The sequence below is a fragment of the Microbacterium salsuginis genome (assembly GCF_012524205.1).
GTDB lineage: Bacteria > Actinomycetota > Actinomycetes > Actinomycetales > Microbacteriaceae > Microbacterium > Microbacterium salsuginis.
This window is the reverse complement of sequence record NZ_JABACI010000005.1, coordinates 532,945-545,731: the sequence shown is the minus strand read 5'-3', so window position 1 is coordinate 545,731 and position 12,787 is coordinate 532,945. Positions and strand designations below refer to the sequence as shown.

The following is a 12,787-nucleotide window of genomic DNA, read 5'->3' as shown; positions in this document are numbered from 1 at the left end:
GAAGCTAAGCCTCCCAGCGCCGATGGTACTGCAGGGGAGACCCTGTGGGAGAGTAGGACACCGCCGGACACCCATTACCGAAATGGCCACCCAACGCAGGGTGGCCATTTCGCGTTAACACACCGATCGCCCGTCGGTAGACTCGGGGGATGCCCTCGCTGGATCTCACCGTCTCCGCTGTCGAATTGACTCGCATCATCTGCGACATCCCCAGCGTCTCGGACGATGAGACCGTTCTTGCGGACTCCATTCACGCGGCGATCGCCCCGCTCGAGCATCTCGATGTCTATCGTGACGGCGACACGATCGTCGCCCGCACCGACCTCGGCCGAGCGCAGCGGGTCGTCATCGCGGGGCACATCGACACGGTGCCGATCAACGACAACGTGCCGACGCGCGACATCTCGGTCGACGGTCAGCCGTTCCTCTGGGGACGTGGGACGGTCGACATGAAGGCCGGCGTCGCCGTCCAGCTCAAGCTTGCGGCCGAGCTTGTCGCACCCCGCGTGGACATCACGTGGATGTGGTACGACCACGAGGAGGTCGACGCCGACCTGAACGGGCTGACTCGTCTGGCACGCACTCGCCCCGATCTGTTCGGCGCAGACTTCGCCATCCTCGGAGAGCCGTCCAACGGTGAAGTCGAAGGTGGCTGCAACGGCAATCTGCGCGCGATCGTCCGCACCGCGGGCGTGCGCGCCCACAGCGCGCGCGCATGGGTGGGGGAGAACGCCATCCACAAGGCCGCGCCGATTCTGCAGCGTCTCGCCGAGTACCGGCCGCGAGAGGTCGCCGTCGAGGGGCTGGTGTACCGGGAAGGCCTCAACGCCGTGCGCATCCGCGGCGGCGTAGCAGGCAACGTCATCCCGGATCTGTGCGAGGTAGAGGTCAACTACCGGTTCGCTCCGAGCCGGAGCCTCGACGAGGCCGAGGCACACGTTCGTGACGTGCTCTCGGGCTTCGACGTGGAGGTCGTGGACGGGGCGGCGGGCGCGCGGCCGGGCCTGGACGCGCCCTTGGCTCAGGAATTCCTCGCCGCCGTCCGTGCCGAGCCCCGTCCGAAGTACGGATGGACCGACGTCGCGCGTTTCAGCGCGCTCGGTGTGCCGGCGGTCAATTACGGCCCCGGTGATCCGCACCTGGCGCACCACGACGAGGAGCGCGTGTCGGTGGCGCAGATCGAGGCTGTCGAGCGGGGCCTGCGCGCATGGCTGACGGGCAGTTGACCGCGACCGGTCCTCACCCGGTGTCGGCCGCGCGCATCGCCGTGCGGATCGGCCTGATCTATCTGGCCGCGCGTGCCCTCACCACGACGTTGCTGCTGATTGCGGCGCAGCTGTCCGGTGCCGGCTCGCGCATGGGCGAGGGCGCCGACCTCGGCGACGTCGTCGTGGCGTGGGACGGCCAGTGGTACTGGTACCTGGCCGAGACCGGTTATCCCGCGGAGCTGCCCCGCACGGAATCCGGGCAAGTGGCTGAGAACGCCTGGGCGTTCATGCCGCTGTTCGCGTACCTCGCGAAGCTCGTCGGCATGCCCTTCGGTCACTGGGCTGTCGGGGCATTTCTGGTGTCCATCCTCGCCGGGTACGGGGCATCCGTCGTCCTCTATCACCTGCTGCGCTCGCGGCTCGACGATCCCGCCGCGACGTGGGCCGTCGTGTTCTTCGCTTTCGCCCCGCTCGCGCCCCTCTTCCAGGTGGGCTACGCCGAGTCGCTCAATCTGCTGTGGCTCTTCCTCGCACTCTGGTGCGTCATGCGCCGACGGTACGCGTGGCTGTATGCGCTCATCCCGTTGATGGCCTTCACCCGGCCCGGTGTACTCGCCTTCTCGCTCTTCCTCGCGCTGTTCGGACTCTGGCGCTGGTTCAGACGCGACCGTGAGCCTCTCCCCGCCCGCGAGATCTTCCACATCGTGACCCTCGGCCTGCTCGCCGCGGCAGTCGGCTTCGCCTGGCAGGTGCTGGCAGGCTGGGTCACCGGTGAGCCGGGCGCCTACCTGGCCACCGAGCTGGCCTGGCGTCGCAACTGGCTGCCCGGCGACGCGGCCTTCTTCCCGTTCGAGGGCTTCGTGTCGGCCGCCGGTTTCTGGTTCGGCACGATGTGGCGCCTGCCTCCGGTGCTCGGCTACCTTGTGCTCGCTGCGTCAGTGCTCGCAGTGGCGGCGGCACTGCTGTTCGTCCCGCAGGTGAAGCGCGTCGGTGTCGAGGTGCGGCTATGGAGCGCGAGCTATCTGGTCTATCTGCTGCTGGTGTTCTTCCCGCAGTCGAGCATCTTCCGCCTGCTGGTGCCGCTCTCGCCGCTGTGGGGTGCGGTTGCCGCGCCCCGCTCGCTGGCGTGGCGGATCGGCGTCCTCGTGGCCTGCATCGCAGGGCAATGGTGGTGGATCTACAACATGTACGCGATGGGCGACACCGCGTCGCGCGTGCCCTGATGATGCCGTCGGATGCCGCTTTCCCCAGGCGTGACCCCGCTGAGAGCGCCCTCACGATAAACTCGATACGCAGACCATCGATGAAAAGGAGCCGCAATGGCAGCCATGAAGCCGAGAACCGGAGACGGGCCGATGGAGGCCGTGAAGGAGGGTCGCCTCATCATCGTGCGCGTGCCGCTCGAAGGTGGGGGCCGCCTTGTCGTCTCCGTGAACGACGCTGAGGCCAAGGAGCTCTACGACGTTCTGGGTGGCGTCGTCAACGCCGCTTAAGTTCTGACGTTCGTGGAACGGCCGGTCTTCGGACCGGCCGTTTCGCGTTCAGTCGGCGGCGACCGTCGTGAGCTGCAGCAGGCCTTCGCCGGTGATCGACAGGGCGCCGAGGACAGCGGGGGACGCCTGGGTCTCCTGAATCAACGAGCGATACGAGGTCGTGACGGCATCGCGCCGCACCGGGTCGGCGACGCCGCCCCCGGAGAGGACCCGCGGTACGAGAACCATCCCCCCGGGGCGGACGAGGCGCAGGCCGTGCTCGACGTACTCGATGACGCCCTCGGGGTCGGCGTCGACAAGGACGATGTCGTAGGACGCCTCGTTCATGCGGGGGAGCACATCGGCCGCGCGCCCGGTGATGAAGCGTGCCCGTGCGGCGGGGATCCGGGCATCCGCGAAGGCCTGGCGGGCCGCGCCGAGGTGCTCGGGCTCCTTGTCGATCGTGGTCAGCGTGGCGCGTGGTGATCCCCGCAGCAGCCAGAGCCCGGATACGCCGGCACCGGTGCCGATCTCGACGATGTTGAGCGCCTTCGACACGGCCGCGAGGACGGCGCATTGCGCGCCGATGGCCGCGCTGATCGGCGCGGCACCGAGCTCGAGGGCGTGGGCGCGTGCACGGGCGATGTGGTCGGGCTCCACCGTCGCCTCGTCGACGAACCTCTGGTTCGCACTCTGTTCACCCATCGGCATCCTCCGCACGCCAGCCTACGCGGCACGAGGGTGCCCCTCGCACAGGCGCGACGGGTAATCTGATGTCATGATCTTCGGCCTCACGATCGAGAAGCTGCTGCTGATCGGTGTGATCGCTGCGATCATCATCGGCCCGGAGCGACTTCCCAGGGCGGCCGAGTCTCTGGCGGGCCTCACGCGCCGCGCCAAAGAATGGGTCACCACCGCGAAGACGCGCGTGCGCGACGAGATGGGCGACGACTTCGACGACGTCGACTGGCGCACGCTGGACCCTCGTCAGTACGATCCGAGACGCATCATCCGCGAAGCCCTCCTGGATGACGCACCGGTTCCGACCGTCCGGGCAGCTCAAGCGGCCGGCGCGGTGACCGCGGCCGGCGCGACTCCGTCACCGCCGGTGAGTTCCCCGTTCCGCGGCCCGACCGAGCAGCCGACGCCGTTCGACACCGAAGCGACCTGAGCCGCGGGCATCACCGCGGCCGGATCGGCAGTGCGCGGCCCGACAGGCCCCGTGGCTCCCCGGCCAGCATCGTCGCGACCGCCTCGATGGCGCGCGCGGCGGGGTCGTCCGGGTGCGCCAGCACAGCGGGCAGCCCGGCGTCGGCATCCTGCCGCAGGACCGGACTCAACGGCACCGATGCGAGCAGCCGCACGGTCGACTCGGGCTCGCTGAGCGCTTCGGCCACGGCGTGGCCGCCCCCGCTGCCGAACAGTTCCAGGGTCGACCCGTCGGGGAGTGTCATGGCCGACATGTTCTCGATGACTCCGACGACCCGCTGCCCGGTCTGACGCGCGACCAGTCCGCTGCGCACGGCGACGTCGGAGGCGGCCGTCTGCGGCGTCGTCACGACGAGCACGTCCGCGTTGGGCAGGAGCTGACCGACCGAGATCGCGACGTCGCCGGTCCCCGGCGGCATGTCCAGCAGCAGCACGTCGAGGTCGCCGAAGTACACGTCGGTCAGGAACTGCTGCACGGTGCGGTGGAGCATCGGCCCGCGCCATGCCACGGCGCCGAGCGGCTCCTGGCCGGCGCTGCGCCGCAGGAACATGCCGATCGAGATGACCTTCACACCGTGCGCGACCGGGGGGAGCATCAGGTCGTCGATGCGCGTGGGCTGCGGAACCGACCCGTCGGCGCCGACGAGTCCGAGCTGGCCCGGAATCGAGAAGCCGTGCACGTCGGCGTCGATCAGCCCGACAGCCAGCCCGCGGGCCGCAAGGGCGACCGCGAGGTTCGCGGTGACGGTGGACTTTCCCACTCCGCCCTTGCCGCTGGTGACCGCGATCACGCGGGTGAGGGTGCCCGGCCCGAACGGCATCTCGCGGGACCTGCCTCCGCGCAGACGCTCGGTGAGCGCCTGCCGTTCCTGGGGCGACATCACACCGACCTCGAGTGCGACGTCGGTGACCCCGGGAACGGATGCCGCGGCCGCACGCACATCCGACGAGATCCGGTCGGCGGCCGGGCAGCCGACGATCGTCAGCGCGATGGCGACATGGGCGACGCCGTCAGAGACGGAGATCTCCCGCACCATGTCGAGCTCGCCGATGGGGCGCCGCAGCTCCGGGTCGGAGACAGCCCCGACCGCGCGACGGACCTCGTCCGCGTCGGGGAGCGTCATCGAGACGCGCCGCCCTCGTCCGCATCGCGGCTGTCGAGCTTGTCGAGCAGGGCGCGCAGCTCGGTGCGCAGCACGTCGCGGGTCACGACTTCGGACGAGAAGTCGGTCACCGCCATGCGCAGTGCCACAACCTCCCGTGCGAGGTACTCGGTGTCGGCCAGGTTGCGCTCGGCTCGCTGCCGGTCCTGCTCGATCTGCACCCGGTCACGGTCGTCCTGACGGTTCTGCGCGAGGAGGATGAGCGGAGCGGCATACGACGCCTGCAGCGACAGGATCAGCGTCAGCAGCGTGTAGTTGAACTCGCGCGGATCGAACTGCCATTCGCGCGGCGCGAACGTGTTCCAGGCGAGCCATACGACGACGAAGATCGTCATCCCGATGAGGAACCCGGACGTTCCCATCGCGCGCGCGAAGGCTTCCGAGAACCGTCCGAAGCGATCGCTCGACGGCTGCGACGAGCGCTGCAGCATGCCCGACCGCCCGCGGGGCGCGTCGAGCGCAGGCCGGCGGTCCGGCCGGGCCATCAGCGCTTCCTCCCGGTGCTACGGGCGCTGACCCTGGGCAGCGCCGCAGTCGTCGGCGAGATCGCCGGGGACACCGGATGCTCGGCGTCGTGCGATCTCCAGTCCTCGGGCAGCAGGTAGTCCAGCACGTCGTCGACGCTCACAGCCCCCACCAGCCGGTGAGCCGGGTCGACGACGGGCAGCGAGACGAGGTTGTAGGACGCCAGCAGGCGCGCGACCTCGGCGGCCGACGCCGTCGCGGGGATGGGATCGAGCGTGTCGTCGATGAGCGCGCCCAGACGCTCGTGCGGCGGGTAGCGCAGCATCCGCTGGAAATGAACGGTGCCCAGCAGTCTGCCGGTGGGCGTCTCGTACGGCGGCAGCGTCACGAAGACGGCCGCCGCGAGCGCGGGGTGCAGCTCGTGCCGGCGGATCAGCGCGAGGGCCTCGGCGATCGTGGCGTCGGCGGACAGCACGATGGGCTCGCTGGTCATGAGGCCGCCCGCGGTGTCGGGGCCGTACTTGAGCAGCGCGCGCACGTCCTCGGCTTCTTCGGGCTCCATCAGTTCGAGGAGCTCCTCGCGCTGATCCTCAGGCAGCTGCCCCAGGACGTCGGCCGCGTCGTCGGGCTCCATCGCGTCCAGGATGTCGGCGGCGCGCTCGTCGTCGAGCGCTTCGAGAATGTGCACCTGATCGTCTTCGGGCATCTCTTCGAGTGCGTCGGCGAGGCGGTCGTCCGGAAGCTCCTCGACGACTTCGAGCAGGCGCTCCTCCGGCAGATCCAGCAGCGTGTTGGCGAGGTCGGCCGGGCGCAGTTCCGAGTAGGTCGCCACGAGCTGCTCCGCGGACTGGGCCTCGCCCGGCACCTGGCTCTCGCGCACGTCCTCCCACGCGGCGAAGGTCGTGGGCCCCTTCGCGAACGGCGAGGCGCTCGTCTTCGGCTTGCGCAGGAACAGCTGCCCGACGTCCCACTCGCCGAGGCGGTTGCGTTCGATCGCGACGTCCTCGATGACGGCGGTGCCGGACCCGTCGGCGAAGAACACCTTGCGCCCGAGCAGCTCGGCCATCACGCGCACTTCACCGCCGCGCTGCTGGAACCGGCGGACGTTGATGAGGCCTGTCGTGATGACCTGACCTGTCGCGATCGAGGTGACGCGGCCGATCGAGACGAAGACGTGCCGACGGCCGGGGATCTCGACCACGAGACCGATGACGCGAGGGGGATCGTCTTTGCGATAGATCACGACGACATCCCGGACCTTGCCCAGGCGGTCGCCGGCAGGGTCGAAGACGGAACACCCCGACAGGCGCGCGACGAAAACCCTCTGCGTGCTCACGTTCCCAGCGTAGTCGGCGGGCCGTGGGAGGATGGGGAGATGACCATGATGGGCGGACGGTTCCCGCGGGGCACCGACGAGGTCGGCCAGACCGTCGCGAGCTTCCCGACGTACGAGGCCGCACAGAAGTCCGTGTCGTCGCTGATCGCAGCGGATGTGCCCGCCCGCGACATCGCCATCGTCGGCCAGGGACTGCGCTCGATCGAGCGCGTCACCGGCCGCCTCGGGTACGCCGCGGCTGCCCGCTCCGGCGCGGTCAACGGTCTCCTGCTCGGACTGCTGTTCTCTGCGATCCTCGTGATCGGCTCACCGTCGGTGCCGATCCAGGCGTTCGTCGGCGTGCTGTTCGTGGGCATCGCGATCGGCATGCTGCTGAGCATCGTCACGTATTCGTTCGTCCGCCGTCGCCGCGATTACGCGTCGGTGATGCAGGTCGTCGCAGACCACTACGAGGTGACCGTCGCGTCGGCCAGCCTGCAGCGCGCGCGTCAGGTGCTCGGGCCGCAGGCGCCGGTGTCGGCCACTCCCGATCCGGCACAGCCCGCGCCGGCGCAGCCGGCGGCCGATCCGGCCGACGAGCCGCCCAAGTACGGTGAGCGGGTCATCCCGAAGCAGACCGATGTCGACGACGACGTCGATGCGGTGGCGGAGCCGGCGGCCGACGCCGAGCCGCCGGCCGCGGACGGCGACGGCGACCGCGCGTGACGGACGGCGGTCGGGGACACGCCGCGATCGAGGTCGCGGCGCTGCGCCGCGAGTACCGCCTGCGCCGCGCGAAGGCGCCGGTGGTCGCGCTGGACGGCCTGTCGCTCACCGTGCAGGCCGGCACCGTGCACGGCCTCCTGGGGCCGAACGGGGCCGGTAAGACCACGCTCTGCAAGATCCTCGCGACGGTGCTGGTCCCCACGTCGGGTACCGCGCGCGTCGGCGGGTGGGACGTCGTCCGCGACGCGGGTGAGGTGCGCCGCCGCATCGGGCTCGTTCTCGGCGGCGATCGCGGCCTGTACGCCAAGCTGACCGTGCGCGAGAACCTGGAGTTCTGGGCGGCGATGTACGGGATGCCTCGAGCCGAGGCATCCGTCCGCATCCCTTCGGTGATCGCGCGCGTGGGCCTTGCCGACGTGGATCTTCACGTCGAGCGGTTCAGCCGCGGCATGAAGCAGCGCCTGCATCTCGCGCGCGGGCTGCTGCCCCGGCCCGAGGTGCTGATCCTCGACGAACCGACCACGGGCATGGACCCGGTGTCGGCTCGGGCCTTCCGTGACCTCGTGCGCGAGGTCGTGGCCGACGGCGCGACCGTCCTGCTCACCACGCACGACATGGCCGAGGCCGAGGAGCTGTGCGACGAGGTCTCGATGATCGACGGTGGGCGTCTGCTGGCGACGAGTTCGCCGCGCGCGCTCGGCGAGCTCATGACGACGTACGAGCGCATCGACGTGCGCACCGGCGATCCGTCCGCCGCCACCCGCCTGCGGGACGAACTGGCGCGACGGGGCGATGTCGTGTCGGCGGTGGTGCGGGACGATTCCATGGTCCGCGTCGAGACGCAGGGTCGCGACGCCGTCGCCGACGTGCTCGGCGCTGTCATCGGGGCGGGTTTCACACAGGTGTCGGTGACCGCCCCCAGCCTGGACGAGGTGTATGTGCACGTGATCGGCGACCGCGGGATGGATGTGAAGTGAGGCGGGCCGGCGCGGTCGCCGTCGTTGCGGCGGCGGGCCAGCTGGAATGGCGGATGCTGCGGCGCGAGCCGTCGACGATGTTCGCGGTGTGGCTCGTCCCGGTTCAGACGCTCGGCTATCTCGCCATCTTCCGCTTCGGCGGCCGCTCCGACCTGGACCTGTACGCGGTGATCGCCCCCGCGGTCATCGCGCTGTGGGCGCTGGCGTTGATGCTGTCGGGGGAGGTGATCGCGAACGAACGCGACAACCAGTCGCTCGAAGCGATCGCCGCGGCACCCGCCCGCCTGGAGCTGGTCATGGTGGGCCGGGTCCTCGTGATCACACTCGCGTCGTGGCTCGCGCTGCCGCTGTCGATGCTGACGGGGTGGGTGTTCTTCGGCGTGCCGCCGCTGCTGGCGGAACCCGGCGTGTTCGTGCTCACGTACGCCGCGATGTCGGCTGCGACGGTCGCGACGGCGCTGCTCTTCGCGGTCTTCTTCGTCAATTCCCGCTCGCCGCGCATCTTCCAGAACAGCCTGAGCTATCCGTTCTACGTGCTCGGAGGGGTGCTGGTGCCGGTAGCGCTGTATCCGGAATGGGTGCAGGTGCTCGCCCGCGGCGTGTACCTCTCGTGGTCGGCGGATCTCCTGCGCGCGTCTGCCACCGGCAGCGGGCTGACCGGCTGGCCGTGGCGCATCGGCGTGATCCTGGCGCTGGGCGCCGTGACGTATCTCGTCGCAAGGGGGCTGCTCGCTCTCACGCTGCGCAACGCCCGGAGGGAGGGCAAGCTTGGTCTCACGTGACGCGGTGCGACGGCAGCGCCCTTCGAGCCTTCGCATCTTCGCGCTCGCCGCCCGGACCGGCCTCGGCGACCTCCGCACCAACTACACGTGGTGGTCGTGGGCGTCGGGATGGCTGCTGCGGTGTCTCATGGAGGTGGCGTTCTTCGGCCTCATCGGCCTGCTGCTGCAGAGCCGCGAGGCGATCTTCTTCCTGCTGATCGGCCGGGGGCTCTTCGTCGGCGTTGCGGAGGTGATGTGGGTCATCCAGTCGACCGCGTGGGAGCGCGCCTCGGGCACGCTGCCGCTGCTGGTCACGGCGCCCGGGCGGGTCTGGCCGGTGTTCGCGGGGCGCAGCACGCAGTGGCTGCCCAGTGCGATGGCGACGTCGCTCGTCTCGCTGCTGGTCGTGCCCGCCGCGTTCGGCTTCGCCCTCACTCCGGCCGAGCTGGCGGCATTCGTCCTGGTGGTACCGGTCACGATCGTCGCGAGCTACGGCTTCGCGCTGCCGATCGGGGCGCTCGTGCTCCGGCGGCCGTCCTGGCGCAACGCCGCGTCGAACGTGACCCACAACGTGATGGGGCTGGTGTGCGGGGTGCTCGTGCCGGTGGCGTTCTGGCCGCTTCCGGTGCAGTGGTTCGCCCAGATCTTCCCGGTGACCCATTCGCTGGCCGGGCTGCGGACGGTGCTCGAGGGCGGCGAAGCCTCGTGGCCGCCCTTCGTGCTGTCGCTCGCGGTGACGCTCGCGCTCGGCGCCTGGTGGTTCGTCGTGGGTGCGTGGCTGCTCGAACGCTTCGCCGAGGCCGCGCGCGACGGCTCCATCGACATCGACACGTGAGACCGCGATGGGCAGGATGGAGCAGTGACCGAACCTCCCGCGCCGATCCGCATCCCCGTCGACCTGCCGGCGGGAACCGTGGAGGTGTCGGGCGACCTCGCGCTTCCGGATGACGCGTGGGCGTTCGCGGCGATCGCACACGGCGCCGGCGCCGGGTACCGGCATCCGTTCCTCATTGGATTCGCGCGGTCCCTCGCCCGGCAGGGTGTCGGAACGCTCCGGTTCAACTTTCCCTATGTCGAGGCAGGACGACGGATGCCGGGGCCCGCTGCCCACGCCGTGGCCACCTGGGCCGCCGTCATGGCCTTCGCCGCGACGCAGACGAGGGTGCCCGTCTTCGCGGTGGGGAAGTCGTACGGAGGCCGCATGGCCTCGATGGCGGCAGCCGAGGGCGGGATCGACCCCGCGGGACTGGTGTACCTCGGCTATCCGCTGCACCCGCCGGGCGCTCCGGACAAGCCGCGCGTCGCACACCTGCCCGCCGTGAGGCCGCCGCAGTTGTTCGTCGAGGGGAGGACGGATCCCTTCGTCGACCCGCACTCACAGCTCGAGGAAGCCGTCGCGACGTGCCGCGACGCCGAGATCGCATGGCTCGACGGCGGGCACTCTTTCGAGGTGAAGGGTCGCAAACGAGCCGCCGACGAGATCGGCGCCGGGCTGGCACCGCTTGTCGCGACGTGGATGCGCGGCCGGACGTGAGGCGGCGGAGCCTTGCTTATCGACCTGCGGCGGAGCCTTGCTTATCGGCCGGCGGCGGAGCCTTGCTTATCGACCTGCGGCGGAGCCTTGCTTATCGACCTGCGGCGGAGCCTTGCTTATCGACCTGCGGCGTAGCCCTGCATTCCGCGTGGGTTCGCCGCAGCCCAGAGGATGCCGTTCGCACCGTCGCGCCCGACGGCCGACACCCTCCCGAGAGCCCAGTCGCCCGCCCTCGTGACGGCGTGACCGCGGCGCACGAGCCCGTCGATCACGGCGTCTCCGAGCCGGTCCTCCACCACGGCGCCCGCGGGCGCCCAGGTGCGCGGCCAGAACGACTCGGGCATCGACGTCGTATGCAGCGCCGGGGCGTCGATGGCCTGCTGCGGCGAGTAGCCGCCCACGATCATGCGCAGCAGTGCGAGCAGCTGCCACTGATCCTGCTGGTCGCCGCCGGGGGATCCGATCGCGAATTCAGGCACCCCGTCGCGTAGCACCAGCGTCGGGGTGAGGGTGGTGCGTGGACGGCGGCCCGGCACGAGCGAGGACGGATGCCCGGGCTCGAGCCATGTCATCTGCAATCGCGTTCCCAGGCAGAAGCCGAGTGCAGGGATGGTCGGCGAGGATTGCAGCCAGCCACCCGACGGAGTCGCCGACACGACATTGCCCCAGCGGTCGATCACGTCGAGATGGCACGTGTCGCCGCGGGTCTCGCCGTTCCGGCTGACGCGTGCCTCGCCGTGGGCCACCGTCGGCTCGCCCGTGGCGGCCGAAGCCGCCCCGTACGACGTGCGCAGGGGCGGCCGGAACGGCGTGCGTCCGCCGAGGAGGCCGGGACGGAACTCGCCTGACGCGGTCGGGCCGATGAGCGCGCGGCGCTCGGCGAGATAGTCCTCCGCCAGGAGTGCGTCGAGATCCACGTCGGCATCGCCGAACCACGCGTCGCGGTCGGCGAGGGCGAGCTTCTGCGCCTCGAGGATCGTGTGGGCGCCGGACTCCTGCGACGGGTCGAGCAGGTCGTCGGCGAGCGGCTCGAGGAGGCCGAGGGTCTGCAGCAGCGCGGGCCCCTGCGTCCACGCGCCGGCCTTGGCGACGACGCGACCGCGGAAGCCGTGCGTGACTGCCGGCTCGTACCGGGCCTCGAACGCCGCGAAGTCGTCCGGCGTGATGACCCCGGCGTGCGCTGTGCCGTCCGAATGCCGATGCTCCTGCGCCAGGAACGCGGATGCCTCGTGCGCGACGATCCCGGTCCTCCATTCACGGCGAGCCGCGTCGATGCGGGCGGCGCGTCCGACGGGGCCGTCGTCGCGCACCGTGCAGGAGGCGTGCACGAGTCCGTCCAGCACGGCCGCGTACGCGGGGTTGCGCACGATGTCGCCGGCCTGTGGCGCGGCTCCGTCCTCGAGCCAGAGAGCGGCGGAGGTGGGCCAGTCGTCTCGGAACAGCTGGGCCACGCGCGCGATCGTGGCGGCCGCCCCGGCGACGAGGGGGTGGCCGTCGCGGGCGTAGCCGATCGCGTACGACAGCACGTCGCTCAGTTCCCACGTGCCGTGATCGCGCAGGAGCAGCAGCCAGGCATCGACGGCGCCGGGCACCGCGGCGGCCAGACCACCCGCCCCCGGGACAAGCTCCAGCCCTTCGCGGCGGTAGTGCTCGATCGACGCGCCGGCCGGAGCGGGCCCCTGTCCCATCAGCACGGTCGGGCCGGCGCCCGGGGAAGCCTCATCGACCGCCTCGTGGAAGATCGCCACGAGGTCGCCGCCCGGTCCGTTGAGATGGGGCTCGACGACGTGCAGCACGAAGGCGGCCGCGACGGCCGCGTCGAATGCGTTTCCGCCACGCTCCAGCACGGATTGCGCCGTCGCGGTGGCGAGCCAGTGGGTCGACGCGGTCATGCCGAACGTGCCCGTCAGCGTCGGCCGGGTCGTGAACGACGGGGGAGCGGTATAAGTCACGGTGC

The 12,787-nt window shown here is 70.7% G+C and carries 14 protein-coding genes and 1 rRNA gene; 10 read left to right on the top strand and 5 right to left on the bottom strand.

Features of this window, described 5'->3' with window-relative positions; genetic code table 11:
* The 4 genes from rrf to HF576_RS18645 form a co-directional block, all read left to right on the top strand.
* Window positions 1–69 (top strand): 5S ribosomal RNA (gene rrf, locus HF576_RS20905); the annotation flags it as partial.
* Between the two features lie 80 nt (window positions 70–149).
* Window positions 150–1,226, top strand: a complete 1,077-nt coding sequence (gene dapE, locus HF576_RS18655) for a succinyl-diaminopimelate desuccinylase (protein WP_168914309.1) — start codon at window positions 150–152, stop codon at window positions 1,224–1,226.
* Window positions 1,208–2,431 carry a hypothetical protein gene (locus HF576_RS18650; protein ID WP_168914308.1) on the top strand — a complete coding sequence of 408 codons (1,224 nt, stop codon included), beginning with the start codon at window positions 1,208–1,210 and terminating at the stop codon, window positions 2,429–2,431. Before dapE ends, HF576_RS18650 begins: the two co-directional genes overlap by 19 nt.
* Before the next feature lie 96 nt (window positions 2,432–2,527).
* Window positions 2,528–2,701, top strand: a complete 174-nt coding sequence (locus tag HF576_RS18645) for a DUF3117 domain-containing protein (RefSeq protein ID WP_019179788.1) — start codon at window positions 2,528–2,530, stop codon at window positions 2,699–2,701.
* Window positions 2,702–2,749: 48 nt separating this feature from the next.
* Here the strand turns inward: HF576_RS18645 and HF576_RS18640 are convergent, their stop codons facing one another.
* Window positions 2,750–3,385, bottom strand: a complete 636-nt coding sequence (locus HF576_RS18640) for an O-methyltransferase (RefSeq protein ID WP_168914307.1) — start codon at window positions 3,383–3,385, stop codon at window positions 2,750–2,752.
* 73 nt (window positions 3,386–3,458) lie between these two features.
* On the opposite strand from HF576_RS18640, the gene HF576_RS18635 reads away from it, so the two are divergent.
* The gene (locus HF576_RS18635; protein ID WP_168914306.1) at window positions 3,459–3,851 is read left to right on the top strand and encodes a twin-arginine translocase TatA/TatE family subunit; all 393 of its coding nucleotides are present in this window, start codon (window positions 3,459–3,461) and stop codon (window positions 3,849–3,851) included.
* A 10-nt stretch (window positions 3,852–3,861) separates the two neighbouring features.
* On the opposite strand, the gene HF576_RS18630 is transcribed toward HF576_RS18635, so the two are convergent.
* From HF576_RS18630 to HF576_RS18620, 3 genes are read right to left on the bottom strand one after another with little or no spacing between them, the layout of a single operon-like run.
* Window positions 3,862–5,013 carry an Mrp/NBP35 family ATP-binding protein gene (locus HF576_RS18630; RefSeq protein WP_168914305.1) on the bottom strand — a complete coding sequence of 384 codons (1,152 nt, stop codon included), beginning with the start codon at window positions 5,011–5,013 and terminating at the stop codon, window positions 3,862–3,864.
* Window positions 5,010–5,537: a DUF1003 domain-containing protein gene (locus HF576_RS18625; RefSeq protein ID WP_168914304.1), complete on the bottom strand. Its 528-nt coding sequence runs from the start codon at window positions 5,535–5,537 to the stop codon at window positions 5,010–5,012. The genes HF576_RS18630 and HF576_RS18625 overlap by 4 nt, the downstream gene beginning before the upstream one ends.
* A complete protein-coding gene (locus HF576_RS18620; protein WP_168914303.1) occupies window positions 5,537–6,853 on the bottom strand; it encodes a magnesium transporter MgtE N-terminal domain-containing protein in 1,317 nt (438 codons plus the stop codon). Before HF576_RS18620 ends, HF576_RS18625 begins: the two co-directional genes overlap by 1 nt.
* A gap of 39 nt (window positions 6,854–6,892) precedes the next feature.
* Here HF576_RS18620 and HF576_RS18615 point away from each other — a divergent pair, with 39 nt between their 5' ends.
* Genes HF576_RS18615 through HF576_RS18595 form a run of 5 tightly spaced genes read left to right on the top strand, consistent with a single transcriptional unit; the run spans window position 6,893 to window position 10,830 of the window.
* Window positions 6,893–7,558 (top strand): YflT domain-containing protein, encoded by a 666-nt coding sequence (locus HF576_RS18615; RefSeq protein WP_168914302.1) that lies wholly within the window; start codon window positions 6,893–6,895, stop codon window positions 7,556–7,558.
* Window positions 7,555–8,535 (top strand): ATP-binding cassette domain-containing protein, encoded by a 981-nt coding sequence (locus HF576_RS18610; RefSeq protein WP_168914301.1) that lies wholly within the window; start codon window positions 7,555–7,557, stop codon window positions 8,533–8,535. Before HF576_RS18615 ends, HF576_RS18610 begins: the two co-directional genes overlap by 4 nt.
* Window positions 8,532–9,317, top strand: a complete 786-nt coding sequence (locus HF576_RS18605) for an ABC transporter permease (protein ID WP_168914300.1) — start codon at window positions 8,532–8,534, stop codon at window positions 9,315–9,317. The genes HF576_RS18610 and HF576_RS18605 overlap by 4 nt, the downstream gene beginning before the upstream one ends.
* The gene (locus HF576_RS18600; RefSeq protein ID WP_168914299.1) at window positions 9,304–10,131 is read left to right on the top strand and encodes an ABC transporter permease; all 828 of its coding nucleotides are present in this window, start codon (window positions 9,304–9,306) and stop codon (window positions 10,129–10,131) included. Before HF576_RS18605 ends, HF576_RS18600 begins: the two co-directional genes overlap by 14 nt.
* A gap of 24 nt (window positions 10,132–10,155) precedes the next feature.
* On the top strand, window positions 10,156–10,830 hold the full coding sequence (locus HF576_RS18595) for an alpha/beta hydrolase family protein (RefSeq protein ID WP_343234348.1): 675 nt from the start codon (window positions 10,156–10,158) through the stop codon (window positions 10,828–10,830).
* A gap of 116 nt (window positions 10,831–10,946) precedes the next feature.
* Here the strand turns inward: HF576_RS18595 and HF576_RS18590 are convergent, their stop codons facing one another.
* Entirely contained in the window at window positions 10,947–12,782 is a 1,836-nt protein-coding gene (locus HF576_RS18590) for a gamma-glutamyltransferase family protein (protein WP_168914298.1), read from the bottom strand.
* Window positions 12,783–12,787: the final 5 nt, after the last annotated feature.